Origin of the sequence: Hymenobacter cheonanensis (assembly GCF_030581075.1) — a bacterium.
In the GTDB taxonomy this organism is placed as follows: domain Bacteria; phylum Bacteroidota; class Bacteroidia; order Cytophagales; family Hymenobacteraceae; genus Hymenobacter.
On record NZ_JAUQSW010000005.1, the window covers coordinates 36,929 to 59,819 of the forward strand.

Genomic DNA, 22,891 nt, shown 5'->3' on the forward strand with positions numbered 1-22,891 from the left:
TTATTTATCAGCTTATTAGCGCCCCACTTGCCACGTTCTTAATGCGCGTGGCTGCCCACGGGCTGCGCAACGGCGGCGGGCACGGCGCAGCCGCTGTGGCAGCCATCGGGCAGCTCCACATCCTCGACCTGCACCGTGCTGTGGTGAATGTGAAACTCGCGCAGCAGCCCCGCCGAAAGGCTGGCCAGCCAGGCGGCATCGGCGCCACCGGGGCGCACCAGGTGGGCCATCAGGGCGGTGTCGTGGCCGTCGCTGCTCATGCTCCAGATGTGCAGGTCGTGCAGGCTCTGCACGCCCGGCTGGGCCAGCATAAACTGCTGCACTTTCTCCAGGTCAATGCCATCGGGCACAGCTTGCAGGCCTAGCCGAATGGTATCGCGCAGCAGGCCCCACGAGCCCACGGCTATCACGGCCAGCAGCCCGAGGCTGATAAGGGGGTCGAGCCAGCTGATGTGGGCGAAGTAGGTGATGGCCCCGCCCACCACCACGCCCAGGCTCACCAGGGCATCGGTGAGCATGTGCAGGTAGGCACCGCGCACGTTCACATCGCCCTTCTGGCCGGCCCGAAACAGCCAGGCCGTGAAGCCATTGACTAAAATGCCGCCCCCGGCCAGCAGCATCACCATCACGCCGTTCACGGGCTGCGGATGGCGCAGGTGGTCAATGGTTTCCCACAAAATGAACCCTAGCGCGCCGTAGAGCAAGGCAGCGTTCAGCAAGGCCGCCTGAATGGTGGCGCCCCGGTAGCCGAAGGTGTAGCGCCCGGTGGCGGGCCGCCCGGCCAGCCAGGCCGCGCCCCAGGCCAGGGCCAGGCTCAGCACGTCGCTCAGGTTGTGGCCGGCGTCGGAGAGCAGGGCCGAGGAATTGGCCAGCAGCCCGCCGATAACCTCGGCCACTACAAAGGCCAGGTTTAGCCCGATGCCGATGGCGAAAGCGGCGCTAAACTGGCCGCCAGCCGGTGGGGCAGCGTGCACGTGGCCGGCGTGCGAGTGGTCGTGGTGGTCGTGGGGCATGGCTGGAACAGGGCAGGTGAACGTGCCAAGAACGCAAGCAGCCCACAATTAGATGCCTCGTGCGGGGCGGGCTAGCCAGCCGGGCGCGTCAGCACTTCGTCAATTAGCCCGTACTCTTTGGCTTCGGCGGCGCGCATCCAGTAGTCGCGGTCCGAGTCGTCGTGAATCTGCTGGTAGGTTTTGCCGGTGCGCTCGGCGTAGATGCTGTATAGCTCGTGGCGCAGCTTCACCACCTCGCGGGCCGTTATCTCGATGTCGGCCGACGGCCCCTGCACCCCGCCGCTGGGCTGGTGAATCATCACCCGCGCGTGCGGCAGCGCCAAGCGCTTGCCAATGGCGCCGCCACAGAGTAGAAATGCCCCCATCGAAGCTGCTAGCCCCGTGCAGATGGTCGACACATCGGGATTCACATACTGCATGGTGTCGAAAATGCCCATGCCCGCATACACCGAGCCGCCGGGCGAGTTGATATACAAGAGGATATCTTTCTTAGCATCAGCCGATTCCAGAAAGAGCAGTTGGGCCGTGATGATGTTGCCAATGGTTTCCTCCACGGCCGTACCCAGGAAAATAATCCGGTCCATGATGAGCCGCGAAAACACGTCGATTTCCCGAAAATTCTGCGGGCGCTCCTCAATCACTGCGCGCGTCATGCCGGTGGGCAGCGACCGGGCCAGCCCCTCGGCGTGGTGTAGGTACTGGTCCACGGCCAGGCCGTTGAGCCCCTGGCCCTTCACGGCAAATTTGCGAAATTCAGCTTGCGTAAGCATGGTGTTATCAGTTGAGAATGAACAGGCAAGGCGCGGCCAGCTTTGCCGAAAAAGCAAAGTAGTCAAACCCATTATATGCGGAGAATCAGTTAATTAAGCCCCATGATGCCGCGTAGCCAGCTGGCCACCCGGTGCGGCCACGCGCCCGGCGGCGGGCCATACAGGCGCGCATGAATGGCGGCTAGCTCACTCCGCAGCTGGCGCCGCCCCGCCGCCCGCAGGCCCGCGTATAGGCGTTGCTGCGCCTTGGCATCGGCTTGCAAATCGGGGTCTAGTAGCAGCTGTAGCTGCCACTCGGTGGCGGGCACGGCGGCCGGGCCATTCAGGAGCTGCTCCTCCAGGCGCAGGAGGCGTTCGAGTTCGGGGCGCATGGCGTCAGACGTGCATGGTTTCGGCTCCGAACGCGGCCCGCACCGCTTGGCGCAGCCGCTCCAGGCACTTGAATTTTTGCACCGTGGCCGAGCGCACGCTGCCGTAGCCGAGCGCGGCCGTAATCTGGGCCAGCGGCTGCTGGAAGTAGTAGAAATCCAGCAGAATGCGCTTGCACTTGTCGCCCAGCCGCTCCACGTAATCGAGCACGGGTACCTCGGCTTCGGCCGGCGCGGGGGCAGGCAGCTCCAGGCCGTCGGGCAGGGTTTCGTGGGGCAGGCGGGCGCGGCGGCGCTGCTCGTGGCGCCACAAATTGCGGGCAATGCCCACCAAATAGGTGCTGGCCGAGGCCGTGAGCACCAGCGTGCCGCCCACTGCTTGCTCATACAGTAGCAGCAGCGCATCCTGAAAGATATCCTGCGCATCCTGGGCCGAGCCGCCGTGGCGGCCCACGTGCCGCTGCACCAGCGGAAAAGCGCGGGCGTAGAGCTGCGTCAGGGCCTGCTCGCGGTCAGTCAGCAGGGCTAGCCGCAGGGCGGCCGGGTCAGAAAGCGAAGTAGCAGACATGGTACTAGTTAATCCATTTTTGGCATGACTATCACCCGGAGTTCTCAAAAATAAAAAGCCGCCCACCTCCGGGCTAGGGCGGTGGGCGGCTTTAAGATTATGATTTATAGGACGTTGGGCCTGTTGCTGAGTTATATTTTGAAGATTGCCCTGGCGCCGGACCTCACCCCCGGCCCCTCTCCTTGGGGAGAGGGGAGCCACGGCACTACCAGGCGTTCACTTTGCCTAATCGTCAGGCTCCCCTCTCCCTAAGGAGAGGGGCCGGGGGTGAGGTCCGGCGCCAGCACAGCCTGGCAACCGCCCCGCTTACTTGAACGCCAGCGGCACCACCACCTTCACGCTCAGCGTGCGGCCGATGTTGTAGACGCCGCGCCGGCCGCTGAGGTAGTTGACCTGCTCGTACTTCAGGCGGCTGAGGTGGCTCTGGTAGGCCACATCAAACAAATTATTGGCCGTGAGGTAGAGCGAGAACAGCGTGCGGCCTTTGGCATCGGCCACGTCGGTGCCCAGGCCGGCATTAAACAAGGTGTAGGCCGGCGTGGCCGTTTCGGTGTCGAAGGCGGCGAAGTAGCGGTTTTGGGCAAAGGTCTGCTCCAGCTGAAAGCGGGCGTACACGTTGGTGAAGCGCTTGCCCTGGCGGCGGAAGTTGCCGCGCAGCTCGCTTTGCAGGCGGTCGGCCGGGATGAAGGGCAGAAACTGCTGGTTGCTGGGCACATCGAGTTGGCGGGCGCGCACCATCGAAAACGAGTTTTCGAAGTGCAGCCAGTCGAGCGGGTGCGGGTGAAAATCGAGTGTAACCTCGCCCCCTAGCAGCCGCGCCTGGCCCTGCACGTAGTTGAAGAGGCCGATGTCCGGCCCCGTCGACACGAGCGAGTCGGTGCCGGCCCGGTTCAGCACCCGCCGCTCAAAGATGTAGTTATTGATGCTGTTCTCAAAGGCATCGACCGTGAAGCGCACGTGGTCGCTGGTGTAGCTCACGCCGGCATCGACTTGCAGGCTGGTTTCGGCCTTCAGGTTGGCATTGCCCACCTCGTAGCGAATAGTGCCCTCGTGCACGCCATTGGCCCCTAGCTCGGCAATGTTGGGCGCCCGGAAGCCGCGCGAGAGGTTGGCCTTCACCGTCAGCCGGTCGCTCACATTATAGGCCGCGCCCAGGCTGCCGCTGTAGTTCTGAAACGTGCTCAGGAAGCCCGGAAACTTGGTTTCGGCGCCTGGCGTGGTGGGCGCGGTGGGTAGCTCGTTGCCATCCAGATACAGGCTCTGGGCCGAGATGCGGCGCACATCGTAGCGCAGCCCGCCGCTGAGGTCGAGGCCGCCAAACGATTTTTTCACCACCCCAAACACGCCGCCCTCGGTCATGTCGTAGGCCGGAATGAGAAATTCAGTAGCCAGGTTGCGGTTTTGCTGGCGCAGGCCAGTGGTGCCCACCGCCACGTTCCAGCCATTAAGCTCGGGCAGGAAATAGCGCAGCGCATAGTCTACGGTGCGCAGCTGGAAATAGAGCTGCGGCGTGTCGGGGGCCAGCGCGTCGCCAAATTCGCGGCGCAGGTTCTGCTGGTAGTTCACTTGCAGGGCTAGCCGGCCGCCCCGGTCACCGATAATAAAGCTGTTGTCGGTGCCAAAGCGCAGGTGGTTAATGCGTTGGCGCGGCACGGCCAGCGCGTAGCCGCGCAGCTCGTCGTCGCTCACGATGCGCGACTCTACCTGGCCGCCCACGGCCACGTCGCGCACAAAGCGCCCGCTCAGGCTGTCGCGCCCTCCCTCCACTAGCCCCAGGTTTTGGTTGAAGGTGCTGAACGTGAGGTGCGAGTAGCCCCAGCTTTTGTTCAGGCCCACGTAGCCGTTGGCGTCCCACTCGTTGAAGCCCGAGTTGAAAACCAGCCCGTCGTAGCGGTTCTGGTAGTTGCCGGCCACCTTGCGGGTGCCGCGCACCAACCAATTGAGGCCGTTGATATTGCCCGCGTTTTCGAGCGAGTAACCCTGCTGTTGGTTGTTGGTCTGATAGTTAGCCGTGGCCGTGCCCGTGATGTGGCCCTCGGCAATGGGGTCGGGCGCCAGAAAGTTGATAACGCCCGCCATGGCATCGGAGCCATAGAGCAAGGAGCCCGGCCCCTTAATAATTTCGGCCCTATCGATGCTAAACTCGTCAATCTCAATGCCGTGCTCGTCGCCCCACTGCTGGCCTTCCTGCTTGGCGCCGTTATTCAGCGTCACCACGCGGTTGTAGCCTAGCCCGCGCACCACGGGCTTGCTGATGGCCGCGCCGGTCGTAATCTGGCTCACGCCCGGCGTGTGGGCAATGGCGTCGATGACATTGGTCGAAGAGGTTTGATTGAGCCGCGTGCGGTCAATCACCGTGGTGGGCACCGGCGAGCGGCGCAGCTCGGTGGCCTGGCTCACGCCCGTGACCACCACCTGGCCGATTTCGGTGGCTGCCGGCGTCAGCCTGAGGTCGAGCGGCTGGCCGCTGCCAGTGTCCACCGTCTGGGTCACCGTATTGTAGCCCAGCGAGGTTATCTGCACTGTAAAGCGCCCCCGGGGCAAATTGCCGAAGCTGAAGCGGCCGTCGGCATCGGTGGCCGTGCCCTGCTTGAGGTCAGGAAAAACCACGTTGGCGCCCGGCAGTGCCTGGCCGCTGGCCGCATCGGTGAGGCGCCCACTGAAGGTAGCCGCCGCCCGCGTGCGGGCCGGCGTGGCCGGTGGCGCCACTTGGGCCACCGCCGTAAAAGAAAAAGCAAACGTGCTGGCTAGCACCACTATCGCAGAGGTACGGAGCATAAAAACCACAAAATAGAAGGGGGTAAACTGCCGCTTGGCCGGGCCAAATAAGCCTTGCCCTGCTGGCCAGCCCTGCCAGGCCCCGCAAACAAACCCCGGCCAGGGGCCAGGGTCTGTCTGCATTTTCTCTAAAACCAAACCAGAGAAAAAATCGGAGCGGCCGCCCTCAAAGGGGCGCGCGGCAAATAGCTTGCAGTCAGCTTAAAAGCTGGCCGGTAAACGAAAGTCCTGAAAAAAAGAAAAAGGCTGCATCCACGGAGGCTAGGCCTGCGGGGGGCCGCGCAGGGCCGTGCGCCGCAGCATAATGGCCGAGGCCGCCAGCTGCGTGGGCACGGCCAGCGCCTGGTAGGTGGCCCGCTTGCGCGGCTGGGGCAGGCGCACTGGCAGGGCCGGTGCAAAGGGCACGTTGTAGAACTGCTCGGTGTGGCAGTGCGTGTGCTGGGCGCTCAGCACATCCTGGCCGGTAGGGCGGCGGCGGGTGGCCACTTCCTCGGTGGTGTGCGCGTGGCGGTGCAGGGCCAGCACCCACGCCTCGGGCAGCAGCGTCCGCACCAGGCAGAGCAGCAGCAGCAGGGCGAGGCAGGGGCGAAGAGAAAGCCGCAACACAGAAGCGCTAGGTGAGCTGACCCAAGGAAGACCATCGCAGCCCAAAGGTTGCATCAGCGGCACAAAGGTACGGCGGGCCGGGCCGGGAAAAGAACTTTTATGCAACGTTGTTACAAAATAAGTATGCCGCTTTGCTGGGCTACCCAGCCCGGGCTAGGCCGCCGCAGGCCGGGTAGCCGGCCCGTAGCGTACCTTGCCGCCTCCCGCCATTTGTCTCGCTCTTTTATGCCGCTCCGGCGCTGGTATTCCTTGTTTGGGTTGGTATGCTGGGGGGCTGGCCTGCTGGCAGCCCACCCCGGCCGGGCACAGGTGCCGCCGCTGCTGCTGGGCCGCTGGGAGCTGCGCCAAATCAGCTTTATAGCGAACCAAACGGTGCCGCCCGACATTTTAGAACGGATGGACAACCCCGAGGTGGCCGAGCTAAACCAAGAGGTGGCCGCCGGGGCGGCCCACCTGGTGGTTGAGTTTCGGCCCGACGGTACTTACCACTTCACGGTGATGCGAGCCGGGCAGCCCGCACGCACGGAACAAGGTGCTTACCGCGTTAGTGGTAAAACCCTACTAGCCCAGAGCCCCGGCACCGAGGGCGGTTCGTCCTTCGACCGCCAGCAACTGGTTGAGGTAAGCCGCCGCCGGCTGGTAGTCCGGTTTTTGGTGGGCGACGAGCTGCCCGGGGTAGCGGAGGAGCTGGCGTACCGCCGGGTGCCCTAGCTCGGAAAAATCAAATTTTTTGGCGATTAGCCAGACCAAACAGAATAGTTTTGCGTAAGTGTGCCGCTTCACGGGGACACCAATGGACTGGCCGCCAGCGCATCGAGATTGAAGCGGCGAATAATTTTATGATTATCAATACGATAGCTGAATTGTGTGTTCAGCATGATAAACCTTTGAATCTGGTGCGAGTGGCCTGGGTGGCTGGCCGCAATATGCGCTTTTTTCAGCAAGCCTTTACTCAGTTGCGCGCGGTTATTACGCAATTGGGAGTAGGCCGGGTGGTGCTGGAGCTAAATGCCATGCCCGATATTCCGGTATACGACCAGATTTGGCTGAGCAAGGTGTTTATGCCGGCGCTGCTCAAACTGCCGCTGCAGCAGGTGGTGGTGGTGCTGTCGGCGCGGCGCGTATACAACCAGCAGGTGGTAGAGGGGGTATTGGCGGCTTCGGCCATGAGCATTTTATTCGACGTGCAGTTTTTTGCCCAGCCCGAAGCCGCGCTGGCCTGGCTCACCGACGACTCGCCCCGCCTGCCGGCGCTGCTGCGCGAGTGGGCCGGCCACTGCGGCGCCGCTGCCTCAGTTACCGATGAGGTAGCTGAGCCCCGCCCCCCCTACGGCCGGCCGGGCCGCACCGACTAACTGCCAACCTGGCAGCTAGCCAAGCATTGGAATAGCCTTTGAACTACGAGGTTGATTGACGGGCGCTGCCTGTTAGTCAGCCTTTTATTGTTTTACTACCCTAGCAAATCCCATGTCTGAAACTGGCTCTATTTCCATTCACACCGAGAACATCTTCCCCATTATCAAGAAGTTCTTGTATTCTGACCACGAGATTTTTCTGCGCGAGCTGGTCAGCAACGCTGTCGATGCCACGCAAAAGCTGCAAAGCCTGGCCCGCCAGGGCGAGTTCAAAGGCGAACTGGGCGAGCTGAAAGTGCGCGTGACGGTGGACAAGGAAGCGCGCAAAATTACCGTCTCGGACCACGGCCTGGGCATGACGGCCGAGGAAATCAAGAAGTACATCAACCAGATTGCCTTCTCCGGTGCCACCGAGTTTGTGGAGAAGTACAAGGAGACGGATGCGCAGGCTAAAGACCAGATAATCGGGCAGTTCGGCCTGGGCTTCTACTCGGCCTTCATGGTGTCGAAGGAAGTTGAAATCTGGTCGAAGTCGTACAAGGAAGACACCCTGACCGCGCACTGGACCTGCGACGGCTCGACCCAGTACACCCTCGACGAGCCCACCGGCGAGCACGCCAAGGCCGAGCGCGGCACCGACGTGGTGCTGCACGTGGCCGACGACTCGGATGAGTTTCTGGAAGAGGCCCGGCTGCGCACCATTCTGGAGAAGTACTGCAAGTTCCTGCCCATCCCGATTGAGTTTGAGGGCCAGCTCATTAACGATACTACGCCCATCTGGACCAAGCAGCCCGCCGACCTCACCGACGAGGACTACAAGAAGTTCTACCGTGAGCTCTACCCGATGAGCATGGATGAGCCGCTGTTCTGGATTCACCTGAATGTGGACTATCCGTTTAACCTGACGGGTATTTTGTACTTCCCGAAGGTAAAGGATGAGCTGCAGTTCTCGCGCAACAAGATTCAGCTGTACTCGCGCCAGGTGTTCATCACCGACGAGGTGAAAGATGTGGTGCCCGAGTTCCTGATGCTGCTGCACGGCGTGATTGACTCGCCCGATATTCCGCTCAACGTGTCGCGCTCGTTTCTGCAAGCCGACGCCAACGTGCGCAAAATCAATACCTACATCACCCGCAAGGTAGCCGACAAGCTAGCCGAGCTGTTCCGCAAGGACCGCGCCGGCTACGAGGAGAAATGGGCTGATATTGGCCTGTTTGTGAAATACGGGATGCTCTCGGACGATAAGTTCTACGAGCGCGCCAAGGACTTCGTGCTGCTGAAAAGCGTGGACGGCAAGCTCTACACGCTCACCGAGTACACCGAGCACGTACAGGCCAACCAGAAGGACAAAAACGACAACACGGTGGTGCTCTACACTACCGATGCGGAGGCGCAGCACGGCTTCGTGGCGGCCGCCCAGGAGCGCGGCTACGATGTGCTGAATATGGACCACATTCTCGATGCCCACTTCATTGGCCTGCTGGAGCAGAAATTAGAAAAAACTACGTTCAAGCGCGTGGACTCGGCCACGGCTAGCCAACTTATCGAGAAGGAAGAAGCCCCGGCCAGCGTGCTGAGCGAGGACGACCAGAAGAAGCTGGAAGAAGTATTCCAGGGTGCCATCAGCAACCCCGCGATGCACGTCAAAGTGGCGGCCCTCTCGCCGCAGGATGCGCCGGTGGTTATCACCCAAAACGAATTTATGCGCCGCATGAAGGATATGCAGCGCACCGGCGGCGGGGGCGGCATGCAAATGTTCGGCAATATGCCCGACTCGTTTGACGTGACTGTGAACGCCAACAGCCCCCTGGTGAGCAAGGTGCTGGCTGACGGCGGCGACACCATTGCCAAGCAAGCCTTTGACCTGGCCCTGCTAGCCCAGGGTCTGCTGAAAGGCGAGGCGCTGACGGCCTTTGTGAAGCGCAGTACGGAGCTGCTGTAGTATCGCCAGGCTTTGCCGAGGCATAAAAAACCGCCATTGCCAGAACGGCAATGGCGGTTTTTTATGCCCGTAACTGGCGCCAGTTGCGAGCTTTACATAGAGGAGCTATTTTGGATGCAACTGCTTATTTAACAGCATAATCTGCCAGGTCGGCCAGCAGGCCGGGCTGAGTGGGCTGCCAGCCCAGGCGGGCGCGGGTCTGCTCGCTGGAAGCGGGGCCATTGCCCGCCACAAACATGGCAATGGGACCAAAATGGGCGTTGGCTTCTTCGGGCGACTGCGACACCACCGGCAAGTTCAGGAGCTGGCCGATAGCCTCGGCAATGGCCTTGAACGGGATGCCTTCTTCAGCCACGGCGTGGAAGGGGCCGCCCTGCGCCCCGTGCTCCAGGGCCAGGCAAAACACGCGGGCTGCATCGAGCCGGTGCACGGCGGGCCACAGATTCTGGCCATCGCCCACGTAGGCCGATACGCCTTTCTCGCGGGCCGCCCGGATGAGCATGGGCATGAAGCCGTGCTGCTCGTTTGCGCCGTGCACCGTGCGCGGCAGCCGCACCACCGTGGCCCGCACGCCCCGCCCGATGACGGCCTGCAAGGCCTGCTCGGGGTCGCGGGGAAAGCCCGGCATTTTGGGCAGGCTCACTGCTTCGGGCAGCACCTGGCCCGCCGGCGCAAACCCGAGGCCGCTCGTCACGATGAGGGGGCGGTCGGAGCCGGCCAGCACCTCGCCCAAGGCCTCGATGGCTTGCTGCTCCTCGGTGCTTGATTTGGCAATGTCGGTCAGGTCAAGGCCGAAGGCGGTGTGGATAATACCGTCGGCCTGGCTAGCCCCGCGCCGCAGGCTGTCGAGGTCGTTGAGGCTACCCAGCAGCGGCGTGCCGCCCGCGGCGGCCAGGGCCTGGGCGTTGGCATCGGAGCGTACTAGGCCAAGCACTTGATGGCCTGCCCCAAGCAGCTGCTGCACAATAGCGGAGCCAACCCAGCCGGTGGCACCAGTTACAAAAACACGCATACTAATTTGATTTAGAGTGAGGTAGCAAGCTGCGGGCAGAATGCAATCTCGTGGCTGGCCTGCTACTACACAAAGGTGCGGCGAGAGGCCAGGGCCTGGGTTGCGCCAGCTAAACCAGTTACTGCGCCAATCAAACAAATGGGCGGCTACTGCCGAAAATCGCCGGGTGTGAGGCCGGTTTGGCGCTTAAAAAACGTGCAAAAGTGCGCCGCATCAGTAAAACCCAGGTAGTCGGCGATTTCTGATACATTCTGGGTGGTTTGCTTTAGCAGCAGCTTGGCCTCGTGGGCTAGCCGATTGCTAATCAAGGCGGTGGTGGTGTGGCCGGTAGCTTCCTTCAGCACGCGGTTGAGGTGCACGACGTGCACGGCCAGCGCGTCGGCGTAGGCCTTGGCGGTGCGCAGGCGCAGCGGGCTAGCCGGGGCCGCCCGCGGAAACTGCCGCTCTAGTAGCTCGGCGAACTGGGCAGCCAGCCGGGCCGCGGCCGGGGCCCGGGCCGGCGCGGGCGCGGGCTGCAGCTTCTGCACCAGGTGAATCAGCTCGACCAGGTAGGTGCGCAGCAGGTCGTACTTATAGGCGTAGGTAGAGGCCATTTCCTGGGTCATCTTCTCAAAAATGGCCTCTATGGCCTGGCACTCGGCCGCAGTTACCTCGATAACCGGGTGGGCGCCGGGCCGGAATAGCGGCAGCTCCTCGACCAGCACGCCGCCTTTGGCAGGCAGCAAAAATTCGTCGGTAAAGATGCAGAAGCAGCCCGTGTGCGCGGCCTCGGTGGGCGTCCAGCGGTAGAGCAGGCTAGGGGTAGCCATAAACAGGAAGTGCGGCCCCACCTCCTGGGCTTGGCCCCCAAATTCGAGGCGCCCACACCCGTGCGAGAGGCTGATTTTATAAAAAGCCTGCCGGTTGAAGTGCGCAGGCGGCCGGTGGGCGGCGCCACCCACCGTAAACACGTCGAAGTGCCCTAGCTCACGCCGCATATCGGGCGGCGCGTCGCCCACTGCCGGTGTGAAGGCCGCATAAAGCGCATCGATTGGAACAGGTTTCATAGTGCAGGCGCAGTCAGTTAATAACGGGTAAGATACTAGGGCGCTACTGCCCGGCCGGGGTACTTGCTTAAGCACGCGCCCGGGATTCTTGTTTTTTACGGCTACGCTGGTGGCCCGCGCCTCGGCTGAGCGGCCGCCCCGGGCGCAATTATCTCTTTACCTTGCTGGCATGAAAATCCTGCTCCTTTTCCCCACCCTATTGCTGGCTGCCGCCGCGCTGGCCCAAGCCCCGGCCGACCTGGCCCACGACCGCGCCCGCACCGCGGGCGGCGCCCTGCAAGGCACCACGCTTCCCAGCGGCATCCACGCTTTTAAGGGCGTGCCTTATGCGGCGCCGCCCGTGGGCCCGCGCCGCTGGCAGGCCCCGCAGCCCGCCCAGCCCTGGACTAATGTGCGCCCGGCCACGCAGTTTGGGCCCCGCGCCATGCAGCTGCCGCTATTTGGCGACATGAATTTTCGCTCGGACGGCGTGAGCGAGGACTGCCTTTATCTCAACGTGTGGACCGGCGCCAAGGCTAGCCAGGAGCGGCGCCCGGTGCTGGTGTATTTCTACGGCGGCGGCTTTGTGGCCGGCGATGGCTCGGAGCCGCGCTACGACGGCGAGGCCCTGGCCAAAGAAGGCATCGTGACCGTGACGGTAAACTACCGGCTAGGGGTATTCGGCTTTATGGCCCACCCCGAATTGACCAAAGAATCGCCCAATCACGCCTCGGGCAACTATGGCTTACTCGACCAGCAGGCGGCTATTCAGTGGGTTAAGAAAAATATTGCCGCCTTTGGTGGCGACCCGGCGCACATCACCATCGCCGGCGAGTCGGCGGGCTCGTGGTCGGTGAGCGCCCAAATGGCGGCCCCGGCTTCCAAAGACCTGCTGAAAGGGGCCATTGCTGAAAGTGGCTCACTGCTAGGCTTGCAGCCGCTGCCCACGCTGGCCCAGGGCGAGCAAACGGGCGTGGCCTTTGGCACCGCCGTGGGGGCTAGCTCGCTGGCCGCGCTGCGGGCGCTGCCGGCCCAGCAGGTGCTGGAGGCCAGCGGCAAGCAGGGCGCGCCGCGCTTCTCGCCCATCGTGGATGGCTACTTCCTGCCGCGCTCGCCCGCCGAGATTTTTGCCGCTGGCCAGCAGGCGCACGTGCCGCTGCTGGTGGGCTGGAACTCGCAGGAGATGGCCTACCAGATGGTGCTGGGCCCAAACCCGCCCACGGTGGCCAACTACACCGCCGCCGTGCAGAAGCTCTACGGCGAGCAAGCGGCTGATATTCAACGTCTGTACCCCGCCACTACCGATGCCCAGGCCGAGCAGGCCGCCACCGACCTGGCCGGCGACCGATTCATCGCCTACAGCACCTGGAAGCTGGCCGATGCCCAGCTCCAGACCGGCGGCCAGCCCGTGTACCGCTACCTCTACGCCCGCCCCCGCCCGGCCATGACGCCCGAAATGGGCAACGCCACCGCCAACCTGGCCGGCGGCGTGACTAAAGGCACCGGGGCCGCTACCCCCGCCCCGCCCGCCAAGGGCGCCGTGCACTCGGCCGAGATTGAGTACGCCCTCGGCAACCTGCCCACCAACAAGGTATTTGCCTGGACGCCTGATGATTATCAGGTATCGAAAACCATGCAGGGCTACTTCGCTAACTTCATCAAAACGGGTAATCCTAATGGCCCCGGCCTGCCCGCCTGGCCCAAGGCTAGCCAGCAAAATGGCCAATACCTGCGCTTGGATGTGACTACCAAGGCCGAGGCTGACCAGACGCGCGCGCGCTACCAGTACCTGGAGCAGCACGCAGGGAAGTAGAGCGGTTTTAGCTCTCTTTGCTTGGATTTAAAAAACGTCCGTCATGCTGAGCTTGTCGAAGCATCTCTACCGAACGGCACCCTAGCGGCGCGGTAGAGATGCTTCGGCAAGCTCAGCATGACGGACGTTTTTGCTTACTTGCAGGCCGACGGTGGCGCCCACGCTAGCCTCCTTACTTCTTGAAAAACGTCACTAAATCAACCTTGTAAGACTGGCCGATGGGAATCTCGTCGCCCGTGGTCAGCACCAGCTGCTCGGGTTGCAACAGCTTGATGTGGGCCGCCGCCACGATGAAGGAGCGGTGCGCCCGCACGAAGCGCTCGCCCAGGGTGTCCACCATTTCCTTCATGGTGGCGTGGTGCAGATGGGTTTTGGCGGTGGTCACGACCTTCACGTAGTCCTTGCAGCCCTCCACGTACACGATGTCGCGGTAGGGGATTTTCAGCAGGCTGCCCTGCTCTTTTAGCAGCAGGTGGGCGTCGGGCTCGGCGGGGGCTAGCGCGACGGCGGGTGGCTGGTAGCGGGCCACGGCCTTGGCAAAGCGCTCGTAGCTGAAGGGCTTGAGCAGGTAGTCGAGCACGTTCAGCTCGAAGCCCTCGTAGGCGTACTCGCGGTAGGCGGTGGTGAGGATGGTGGCGGGCGGCGCGGGCAGCGTTTTGAGAAAGTGCAGGCCCGTGATGAGCGGCATCTCAATGTCGAGAAACAGTAAATCGACGGGGTGCTGGCGCAGGTGGTCGTAGGCCTCCATGGCGTGGCGGCACTGGCCGCCGAGCACCAGGCCGGGCGTTTGGGCAATGAACTGCTTGAGCACCTGGTGGGCCAGCGGCTCGTCGTCGACTATCAGGCAGCGGGTGGGGGCGAGGCTCATAGGTGCAAAATAAGCTCGGCGCGGTAGCGGCCGGCGTGCTCGGTCAGGGTCAGGGTGTGGGCGCTGGGGTAATACAGCTGCAGGCGCCGCTTGATATTGGCTAGCCCAATGCCGCCGCTGCGGCGCGGGGCGGCGGGTGGCGGGGCGGGCAGCATGTCGTTCTCAATCACGAAGCGCAGCTGGCCGGGCGTGGCCGTGAGCGTGGCCGCCACGCGGGCATCGTCGCTGAGGTGGTGGCGGCCGTGCTTGAAGCTGTTTTCGACCAGCGGCAGCCACAGCAGCGGCGGCACCTGCTGCCCGGCCAGCCCCTCGCCGCTAGCCTCGAAGCGGATGCTGGCGCCCGCGTACTTGCGCTGCTCCAGCTCGAAGTAATTCTGCATGAACGCCACCTCGTCGGTGATTTCCACGCGCTCTTTGCCGCTGTCGTACAGCACGTAGCGCATCAGCTCGGAGAGCAGCAGGATGAAGCGCGGCGTGTCGGGCGAGCCCGCTAGGCTCAGGCCGTAAATGCTGTTGAGGGTATTGAAGAGGAAGTGCGGCTGCAACTGTGCCTTCAGCTGCGCTAGCTGCAAGGCGGCGTGCTCTTTCTCAATCTGGCGGCGGCGGGTTTCCTGCTCGAAGGCAAACCGCACAAAGGCCACGCAGCTGAACGCGATAAGGTCGGTGGTGGGCAAATCGAGGCTCCAGTATTCTGGCAGGGCATTGAGGCTGCTGAAACCCTGCCGGGCCAGGAGGTGAAACAGCTTATTAGTCAGAAAGAAATTTACTTGGGGTATGAAGAAGAAGTACAGCAGCGCCACGACCAGCAACAAGACGTGCCGGCGGCGGCGCAGCAGCAAAGGCATCAGCCAGCGGTAGTAAGGCAGCACGTAGAGCGTAACCAGGACGGCGTACACACTCAGGTGAGGATAGGGGAAATACAGCCTCACCGCCAGTTTGCCCGGCACCAGATTTACGCAGGCCGAATACTTGTACAGGCCCACGTACACGAGCCATATCAGGACCTCAAAAACCAGGGGGAAGCGGCTGGGCCGCGCAGTGTCTTCTTGCATGGGGCGAAGGTGGCAGGTAGCCGGCCGGCTAGGGCAAAAACGGGCGGCTTTTTCGACTAAACGGGGTGTTTTTTCGACTAAAAAACAGCTGGCGAGTCTTAGTCGAAATCGGCCCTGGCGTGGTCGAAAAAAGGAAAAAATGGGTTAGGGGCCGCCGTTGCTTTGTCCCATTCCCAGCCGGTTGGCGGCTTGGGAAGCTCCAACAGCCCCTTTTCTCCCTGCGCCATGAACCACACGTTCGCCTCCCTGCTCTTCACTGGCACTCTCGCCTCGGCCGCTAGCCTAGCCACTGCCCAAACCACCCCCGCCGCTACTGCGACTGCTGCCACCGCTGGCACCCTGGCCGGCACCGTGGCCGACAGCGTATCGCGGCAGGTGCTGCCCTTCGCCACGGTGGTGCTGCGCTCCGCCACCGATACCAAAACTTCCCTGAGTACGCTCACCGATGCCAAGGGCGCGTTCAGCTTCACGGGCCTGGCCGCCGGCTCCTACGCCCTCGAAGTGCGCTACCTCGGCTACCGCACCGGCCGGCCCACGGCCGTGACGGTAGGCGCCGGCCGCCCAGCACCCCTAGCCGTGGCCCTGGCTCCTGAGCGCCACGCCCTGGCCGAAGTGAAGGTGACGGCTACCAAGCCCTTCATCGAGCAGCAGGCCGATAAACTAGTGCTCAACGTGGCCGCTAGCCCCCTGGCCGCCGGGGGCACCGCCGCCGACCTGCTGAGCCGTGCCCCCGGCGTGCTGGAGCAGGGCACCGGCTACCAGCTGCGCGGCAAAACCGTGACCGTGATGCTCGACGGCAAGCTCACTAACCTCAGTGGCGACGAGCTGAAAAACATGCTGGCCGCCCTGCCCGCCAATACCTTAGATAAGGTCGAGCTTATCGCCAATCCCTCGGCCAGGTACGACGCCAGCGCCGCCGCCATCGTGAACCTGGTTACGACTAAGAGCCTGAAATTCGGCACCAACGGCACGGCCACCGTGGGCGTGGGCGCCGGCCGCTACGGCCGCTACAACGCCGGCCTCAACATCAACCACCGCACCGAAAAGCTGAACATGTACGGCGGCCTCGACCGCCTCGGCAACCAGACCTACTACACCAGCAGCGCCGTGCGCGCCCTGGGCGGCGAAGGCCAGCTAGCCGAAAACAGCCTCGAAACCCGCCGCACCCAGGCCAACAACCTGAGACTGGGCTTCGACCTTGACCTGAGCAAAACCACCTCGGTGGGCGTGCTGGCCAAGGGCGCCCTCACCGACCGCACCCGCGCCGCGGAGAGCAACGCGCTGCTAACCGGGGCTAGCCCGGCCACCACGCAGCTGCGTAGCGAAGGTGCCTCGCAGGTGCTAAGCTCGGCGGTGAGTGCGTATTACAAAACGGCTTTTGCCAAGGATAAGACGCTGCGCGTGAGCGCCGACTATTTCGGCTACGCCAAGGATAGCCGCAACGACTACGCCACCAGCCTGCTCGACGCCAGCGGCGCCGCTAGCCCCGCCGACTTGCTGCGCGATAATTCGCCGGCCCGCAACTCGGTAAAATCTGTCATGGCTGATTACGCGCAGCCGCTCTACAAAGGCACGCTGGAGGCGGGCCTGAAAGCCATTTCGACCACTACCGACAATGATATCCAGTGGGAGCAGGCGCCCGCCGGCCAACCCTGGACGCCCGACCCCGGCAAAACCAACCACTTTCTCTACCGCGAAAACGTGCAGGCGGCCTACGCCACCTTCAGCCGCAGCATCCAGAAAGTGGCGCTACAAGTGGGCCTGCGCGCCGAGCAAACCACCACCACGGGCACCTCGCTCACGCTCAGCCAAACCACCGAGCGCCAGTACCTTAACCTGTTTCCGAGCGTGTCGGCGCAGTATAGCCGGTCGGAAAAAACGCAGTTCGGCTTCTCCTACAGCCGCAAGATTGAGCGCTTCCAGTTCGGCATCGTCAATCCGTTCGTGACATACATCAGCCCCTACCGCTACTCGCAGGGCAACCCCAACATCATGCCCTCGTTCTCGCACAACTTCGAGGCCAGCTACTCCTACGGCAGCCTGGTGTCGGCCTCGCTGAGCTACAGCTACTTCACCAATGCGCTCGTCGACAGCTACCAGAAGGACGACGCCACGCAGGTAGTTATCAGCTCGTTCCGCAACTACCCCAGCGCCGACCAGCTCAGCGCCAACCTAACCCTGATGAAGCCGCTGCTGAATAATAAGTGGCAGACCGTCACGAACGTAGGCATCCTGTACGCCCGGGTGCAGGGCGGCCCCGGTACCATCGGCGTAGGCAATGCCCGCCCCGCCGCCATGCTCTCCAGCAACCACACGCTGGTGCTGCGCCCCGGCCTGAAGGCCGAAGTATCAGCCTCCTACATGTCGCCCATTACTTTCGGTGGCATGGCCATCCGCGCCAGCTACGGCGGCAGCCTGGGCGTTTCGCAAACGGTGCTCAAAGGCAAGGGCACGCTCACGCTCAACGTTACCGATGTTTTCAACAGCCAGCGTAACCGTTTCGAGGTGCTCGCCGCCGGCATCAACTCGCAAAACGTCAATAAAGTAGAAAGCCGCTTCGTGAAGCTGAACTTCAGCTACAAGTTTGGCAACCAGAAAGTAAAGGCTAGCCAGCGCCGCGATACGGGCGTCGAAGCCGAGAAGTCGCGCATGGAGTAGTTCAACAATTCACCTCACCCCCGGCCCCTCTCCTTGGGGAGAGGGAAGCCTAACGCGGGTAGACGGTCGCGCCGCTGCGGCACCCCTCTCCCCAAGGGGAGGGGCCGGGGGTGGGGTCGGACGCTAGGGCCGTAGCCTCACAAAAGAAGGTTAAGTATAAGAAGCCCCGCGGCCGCCCGGCTGTGGGGCTTTTTAGTGGATGAAGTTCTCGGGTTCGTAGAAAAAATGCTGGGCTAGGGTGCATTCGGCTTCATTTTCGCGTTAAGCTGGGTTGAGCGGGCGCGTATTTTTGCCCGGAGCCCTTAATTATTCTCCTGCTATGCGTAAGATTCTGCTTGGTTTTCTGGCGTTTGTGCTGCTGCTGCTGGTGGCGCTGGCCGCCGCGCCGTTCCTCTTCAAAGACAAGCTGCGCGCGCTGGCCGACAAGCAGATAGCCCAGCGCGTGCGCGCCAGGGTGCAGTACAACCCCGCCGATATCGACGTGACGCTGCTCAGCACCTTTCCCGATTTGGGCCTGGATATCAAGAACCTGCGCGTTATCGGCCTCGACTCGTTCAGCCGCGATACGCTGGCCTACCTGCCCGACCTGAAGGTGGGCTTGGATTTAATGACCGTCATCAAAGGCCAGCAGATTGACGTGAAAACCGTGGCGCTCGACCGGCCCGAGTTTTCCATCAAAGTGCTCAAGAGCGGGCTAGCCAACTGGGATATCATGATTTCGGACTCGGCCGCTGCCGCCAAGGGCCAGGATACGAGCCAGGTAAACCTGGCCATTAGGGGCTGGGAGGTGAAAGACGGCCGCCTGCGCTACGACGACCGCAGCATCCCGTTCAGCATGGATGCGCGCGGCGTGAACCACACTGGTAAGGGCGACTTCACCAAGAACGTGTTTGACCTGACTTCGAACACCACCATAGATAAGCTCACGGCCAACTACAACGGCATTGATTACCTGACGGATAAGCAGGTGAACGCCGACGTAGCGATGGCGATGGATTTGAACAAGAACCTCTACACGTTCAAGGAAAACCAAGTGAAGCTCAACGACTTCCCGTTCAGCTTCGCGGGCGCCATCGGGCTGCCCAATGCCACGGATATCACGTATGATATCACCTTCAAGGCGCTGCAAACCGACTTTAAGAACATTCTGAGCCTCGTGCCGGGCGTGTTCGACAAGCAGTTTAAGGACGTGCAGGCGAGCGGGCAGGTGGCCTTCAACGGCTACTACAAGGGCGTGCAAAACAAGCTGCGGATGCCCGGCTACGGCGTGAACCTGACCGTGGCCAACGGCCGCTTTAAGTATCCGCAGCTGCCGCAGGAGGCTAAGAATATCAACGTGGCGATGGTAATGGACAACCCTTCGGGCTTTACTAATAACGTGAAAGTCAACGTGTCGAGGTTTCACCTTGACCTGGGTACCAACCCCGTGGATGGCAACGTGACCATCGACGGCCTGGAGCCCATGAAGGTGGACGGCCGCGTGAAAGCTAACGTGAACCTGGCCGAGGCGCTGAAAGTGTACCCCGTAGCCGGCGTGACCGCCCGCGGCCAGCTTTTCGTGGATGCCACCGGCAAGGGCACCTACTCGAAAACCCAGATGCCGGTGGTGAACGCCGCCATCAAGATGACCAACGGCTACGTGAAATCGAACAAGTTTCCGGCGCCCATTGAGGATATTAACCTGAGCGGCACGGTAGTGAATACAACTGGCCAGGTGAACGATACCTACGTGAATCTGCCGCAGTTTCACATGGTGCTGGAAGGTGAGCAGCTCGATGGCCGCCTGGCGGCCCACAACATCAACTCGCCGGTGTTCGACGCCAACGTGAAGGGCACGGTGGATTTGACGAAAATCACCAAAATCTTCCCGCTCCAGGGTATGACCGTGACGGGCCGGGTATCGGGCAACGTGGCCGCCGCCGGCAACATGGCCGATGTGGAAGCCGGCCGCTACCAGAACGTGAAGGCTAGCGGCACAGTGCAGGCCCGCAACGTGACCTACCGCAGTAAAGAGCTGCCGCAGGGCGTGAACATCAGCAGCGCGGCCGGCACGTTCAACAACAACCAGATTGTCGTTCAGCAGCTTAACGGTACGGCGGGCACCTCCGACTTTGCCGCCAACGGCACGGTGAGCAACTACCTGGGTTACCTTTTCACGCCCGGCCAGCCGCTGCGCGGCACGATGAACGTGACTTCGCACAACTTCAACGTGAACGAGTTTATGGTGGACCCGGTGAGCGAGAAACCTACCCCCGGCGCTGTGCAGAAAGCGCCCGCCAAGGCCGACGGCGTAGTGCCGATTCCGAAATTCTTCGACCTCGTGCTGAATAGCAAGGTCGACAACGTGACCTACGACAACCTGAAGCTGCAAAACGCCACCGGCACCGTGACGGTGAAAAATGAAGTGGCGACGCTCAAAAACCTGACATTTAATACGCTAGGGGCTACCTTCGGCACCACCGGCAGCTATAACACCCAGAACCTGGCGCACCCCAAGTTTGACCTGGGGCTGAACATCAAAAACCTCGATTTCCAGAAGGCCTTTGCTTCATTCAACTCGGTGAAGGCGCTGGTGCCGCTGGCCGCCGTGGTGCAGGGCGTGTTCAATACCAACTTCAGCGCCAGCGGCGAAATGGGCCAGGATATGCTGCCCAAGCTGACCACGCTGAGCGGCAAGGGCTTGTTTGACATCGTGAAAGCCAGCGTGTTGCAGTCGCCGGTGCTCTCCCAGATTGCCAGCCTCACGACCCTGCCCGAGTTGAAAAACCTGAGCGTGGTTAACAAGATTGTGGATGCCCAGATTGTGGACGGCAAGCTCGTGGTGAAACCCTTCGACCTCACGGTGGGCGACGTGAAGATGACGCTCGGCGGCACCAACAGCCTCAACGGCCTGCTAACCTACGTGGCGGCCATCAACACGCCCACCGGCAAGCTCGGCAATGCGCTTAGCAGCAAGCTTACGCAGCTTACGGGCGTGCAGAATATTCAGGGCACCGACCGCGTGACGCTGGGCCTCAACATCGGCGGCACCGTGACGAGCCCGGTGGTGAAGCTGACCAGCGGCAGCCTCAAGGACCAGGGCAAAGCCATCGTGACCAACGTGGTGAAAACCAAGCTCACCGACGCCCTCATCGGGCTAGCCAACAAAAACAAGGCGAAAACCGACAGCACCCAGAAGGCCACTGCCACGGCCCAGCAAACCTCGCAGGAGCAGCTTAACCTGGAAATTCAGAAGAAGAAGCTCGAAGCCCAGGAGAAGGCTAAGCAAGCTATTGGGGCGGGATTGAATAGCCTGTTTGGCGGGCGCAAAAAAGCGGCTACGCCCGCCCCGGCGCCGGCCGATACTGCGAAGAAATAGGATATTTTGAAGTAGGCGCAGCGGCATTTGGCAGCGTTTTTGAGGAAGCAGGCCCGGCAACCGAAAGGTTGACCGGGCCTTTTTACTTCGCTAATCTCTTTCCCATGAAAATTTATCGTCTCCTGAGCCTGGCGGCTGCCGCCTCGCTAGCCCTGGCCAGCTGCTCGAAAAGTGCCGACAGTGCCAATGCGAGCGCGGCCAAGCTGGAGGTGCGTCTCACCGACGCGCCCGGCAACTTTAGCAGCGTAGTGCTTGATGTGCAGCAAATTGAAGTGCATCTGAAAGACGATAGTGACCCGAGCGGCTGGCAAACGCTGGCCTTCACGCCGCAGGCCGTAAATGTACTCGACTACGTCAATGGCAAGTCGGCGCTGCTGGTGAGCACCGATTTTGCGCCCGGCGACCTCAAGGAAATCCGCCTGTTGCTAGGCCCCAATAGCTACGTGGTAGGCACCGACGGCCAGCAGTACGCCCTCAAAACGCCGAGCGGCCAGACCTCGGGCGTAAAGCTGAAATTGGATAAAGTGACCCTGGCTGCCGGCTCAACCTACCAATTGCTGCTTGATTTCGACGTGGCCAAGTCCGTGGTGGAGCGCGGCAACTGGAAGGCCGGCAACGATAAGAAGGAGCGCTACCTGCTCAAGCCCGTTATCCGGCTGGTGGCGCAGGACCTGCGCGGCGGCCTGCGCGGCACCGTGAGCCCCGCCGCTGCCCGGCCGCAGGTGCTGGCCATCCGGGCGGCCATCACCGGCCCCGATACGGTGAGCACGTTTGCCGATGCCTCGGGCGCGTATCAACTCAATGGGCTAGCGGCCGGCACGTATCAGGTGCAGTTTTTCCCGACTACGGTGGCCCCGATGGGTCAGCCGGCCTACAAAGCCGTGGTGCGCCCCGGTATTGCGGTAACTAATAACCAAGTGACGGACCTGGGCGTGACGCCGCTGAATTAACGGAAGTCATAACGCGAAAAGGGCCATTTCCTGAGCAAGAAATGGCCCTTTTTTGTGCTTGGTGGGCTAGCTCAGCTGCTGCACCAAAGCCAGCAGCTCGTGCTGGGTGGTGCGGGTGTTGTCGTGGTCGTACCAGGCATTTACCTGGGCCGTGATGTCTTTAGGTGGCGTTTGGCGCGCTTTTAAGTCCTGCATCAGCGTTTGCAAAGGCGCTGGGCGCGGACCCCACACGGCGGCCTGAGTGCGCGAGCCGGCGTGCAAGAGCACGGCAATGGGCATGGCCCGGCCACCATTGGTAAGGTAGCGGTCGATGAGGTCAATGTTGGCGCTGCGCAAGAAGTAGCGCGTTTCAATGTGGCCGCCGCTAGCCTGCGCCACGGCTTCCAGGATGGGAACGGTGTGTGAGGCATCGCCGCACCACCCCTCGGTGATAATAGCCCACAAATACTGGCCAGTGAGGCTGTTGAGCGCCGCTTGCAGCGCGGGCAACAGGTGTATCGTGGGGGCAATGTTGTCCATGCGCGCCACGCTTTCGCGATAATAAGGCAGCTGCTTAGCCAGGTGCTCGTCGGGCTGCGGCGTGGCTAGCGCCTCGGCAATATGCTGACGGTAAGCGGCGTAGGAAAGGCCAGTGGCTAGCTGGTCGGTGGTGAGTACGGGGGCGGTAGAAGCAGTCATGAAAAGAGGAAAAGGAATGACACCTTAACGAAAAAGCCACCCCAACGGTGGCTTTTCAGCGCATTACCTAAAACCTG

General features: G+C 62.2%; 19 protein-coding genes. 7 read left to right on the top strand and 12 right to left on the bottom strand.

From position 1 onward, the window contains the following. Nucleotides 1-38: 38 nt before the first annotated feature. From Q5H89_RS11090 to Q5H89_RS11115, 6 genes are all read right to left on the bottom strand, one after another. Nucleotides 39-1,013, bottom strand: coding sequence for a cation diffusion facilitator family transporter (locus Q5H89_RS11090; protein WP_305019383.1), 975 nt, complete (start codon nucleotides 1,011-1,013; stop codon nucleotides 39-41). A 71-nt stretch (nucleotides 1,014-1,084) separates the two neighbouring features. After that, nucleotides 1,085-1,783, bottom strand: a complete 699-nt coding sequence (locus Q5H89_RS11095) for an ATP-dependent Clp protease proteolytic subunit (protein WP_305019384.1) — start codon at nucleotides 1,781-1,783, stop codon at nucleotides 1,085-1,087. 89 nt (nucleotides 1,784-1,872) lie between these two features. After that, nucleotides 1,873-2,154 (bottom strand): hypothetical protein, encoded by a 282-nt coding sequence (locus Q5H89_RS11100; protein ID WP_305019385.1) that lies wholly within the window; start codon nucleotides 2,152-2,154, stop codon nucleotides 1,873-1,875. Nucleotides 2,155-2,158: 4 nt separating this feature from the next. Beyond that, nucleotides 2,159-2,719, bottom strand: coding sequence for an RNA polymerase sigma factor (locus Q5H89_RS11105; RefSeq protein ID WP_305019386.1), 561 nt, complete (start codon nucleotides 2,717-2,719; stop codon nucleotides 2,159-2,161). Nucleotides 2,720-3,025: 306 nt separating this feature from the next. Then, nucleotides 3,026-5,497, bottom strand: a complete 2,472-nt coding sequence (locus tag Q5H89_RS11110) for a TonB-dependent receptor (RefSeq protein WP_305019387.1) — start codon at nucleotides 5,495-5,497, stop codon at nucleotides 3,026-3,028. Between the two features lie 261 nt (nucleotides 5,498-5,758). Next, nucleotides 5,759-6,100: a hypothetical protein gene (locus Q5H89_RS11115; protein WP_305019388.1), complete on the bottom strand. Its 342-nt coding sequence runs from the start codon at nucleotides 6,098-6,100 to the stop codon at nucleotides 5,759-5,761. Between the two features lie 213 nt (nucleotides 6,101-6,313). Between Q5H89_RS11115 and Q5H89_RS11120 the strand changes: the two genes are divergently transcribed. Continuing rightward, nucleotides 6,314-6,814: a hypothetical protein gene (locus tag Q5H89_RS11120; protein ID WP_305019389.1), complete on the top strand. Its 501-nt coding sequence runs from the start codon at nucleotides 6,314-6,316 to the stop codon at nucleotides 6,812-6,814. A 68-nt stretch (nucleotides 6,815-6,882) separates the two neighbouring features. On the opposite strand, the gene Q5H89_RS11125 is transcribed toward Q5H89_RS11120, so the two are convergent. After that, entirely contained in the window at nucleotides 6,883-7,080 is a 198-nt protein-coding gene (locus Q5H89_RS11125) for a hypothetical protein (RefSeq protein ID WP_305019390.1), read from the bottom strand. Between Q5H89_RS11125 and Q5H89_RS11130 the strand changes: the two genes are divergently transcribed. Both Q5H89_RS11130 and htpG read left to right on the top strand, forming a co-directional pair. Continuing rightward, entirely contained in the window at nucleotides 7,060-7,458 is a 399-nt protein-coding gene (locus tag Q5H89_RS11130) for a hypothetical protein (RefSeq protein WP_305019391.1), read from the top strand. The genes Q5H89_RS11125 and Q5H89_RS11130 overlap by 21 nt on opposite strands. 112 nt (nucleotides 7,459-7,570) lie before the next feature. Then, the gene (gene htpG, locus Q5H89_RS11135) at nucleotides 7,571-9,400 is read left to right on the top strand and encodes a molecular chaperone HtpG (protein ID WP_305019392.1); all 1,830 of its coding nucleotides are present in this window, start codon (nucleotides 7,571-7,573) and stop codon (nucleotides 9,398-9,400) included. Nucleotides 9,401-9,524: 124 nt separating this feature from the next. Here htpG and Q5H89_RS11140 read toward each other — a convergent pair whose 3' ends face one another. Beyond that, on the bottom strand, nucleotides 9,525-10,412 hold the full coding sequence (locus Q5H89_RS11140) for an SDR family oxidoreductase (RefSeq protein WP_305019393.1): 888 nt from the start codon (nucleotides 10,410-10,412) through the stop codon (nucleotides 9,525-9,527). 146 nt (nucleotides 10,413-10,558) lie between these two features. After that, complete coding sequence (locus Q5H89_RS11145) at nucleotides 10,559-11,458, bottom strand: helix-turn-helix transcriptional regulator (RefSeq protein WP_305019394.1); 900 nt, start codon at nucleotides 11,456-11,458, stop codon at nucleotides 10,559-10,561. A gap of 169 nt (nucleotides 11,459-11,627) precedes the next feature. On the opposite strand from Q5H89_RS11145, the gene Q5H89_RS11150 reads away from it, so the two are divergent. Further along, nucleotides 11,628-13,250, top strand: a complete 1,623-nt coding sequence (locus tag Q5H89_RS11150) for a carboxylesterase/lipase family protein (protein ID WP_305019395.1) — start codon at nucleotides 11,628-11,630, stop codon at nucleotides 13,248-13,250. A gap of 172 nt (nucleotides 13,251-13,422) precedes the next feature. Here the strand turns inward: Q5H89_RS11150 and Q5H89_RS11155 are convergent, their stop codons facing one another. Next, nucleotides 13,423-14,118, bottom strand: coding sequence for a LytR/AlgR family response regulator transcription factor (locus Q5H89_RS11155; RefSeq protein ID WP_305019396.1), 696 nt, complete (start codon nucleotides 14,116-14,118; stop codon nucleotides 13,423-13,425). After that, nucleotides 14,115-15,170: a sensor histidine kinase gene (locus Q5H89_RS11160; protein ID WP_305019397.1), complete on the bottom strand. Its 1,056-nt coding sequence runs from the start codon at nucleotides 15,168-15,170 to the stop codon at nucleotides 14,115-14,117. Before Q5H89_RS11160 ends, Q5H89_RS11155 begins: the two co-directional genes overlap by 4 nt. Nucleotides 15,171-15,395: 225 nt before the next feature. On the opposite strand from Q5H89_RS11160, the gene Q5H89_RS11165 reads away from it, so the two are divergent. The 3 genes from Q5H89_RS11165 to Q5H89_RS11175 all read left to right on the top strand — a co-directional run bounded on the left by Q5H89_RS11165 (nucleotide 15,396) and on the right by Q5H89_RS11175 (nucleotide 22,136). Beyond that, on the top strand, nucleotides 15,396-17,828 hold the full coding sequence (locus tag Q5H89_RS11165) for a TonB-dependent receptor (RefSeq protein ID WP_305019398.1): 2,433 nt from the start codon (nucleotides 15,396-15,398) through the stop codon (nucleotides 17,826-17,828). Between the two features lie 319 nt (nucleotides 17,829-18,147). Then, the gene (locus tag Q5H89_RS11170) at nucleotides 18,148-21,186 is read left to right on the top strand and encodes an AsmA family protein (protein ID WP_305019399.1); all 3,039 of its coding nucleotides are present in this window, start codon (nucleotides 18,148-18,150) and stop codon (nucleotides 21,184-21,186) included. Nucleotides 21,187-21,290: 104 nt separating this feature from the next. Further along, nucleotides 21,291-22,136 (top strand): DUF4382 domain-containing protein, encoded by an 846-nt coding sequence (locus Q5H89_RS11175; protein WP_305019400.1) that lies wholly within the window; start codon nucleotides 21,291-21,293, stop codon nucleotides 22,134-22,136. A 66-nt stretch (nucleotides 22,137-22,202) separates the two neighbouring features. On the opposite strand, the gene Q5H89_RS11180 is transcribed toward Q5H89_RS11175, so the two are convergent. Beyond that, nucleotides 22,203-22,814, bottom strand: coding sequence for a thioredoxin family protein (locus Q5H89_RS11180; protein ID WP_305019401.1), 612 nt, complete (start codon nucleotides 22,812-22,814; stop codon nucleotides 22,203-22,205). Nucleotides 22,815-22,891: the final 77 nt, after the last annotated feature.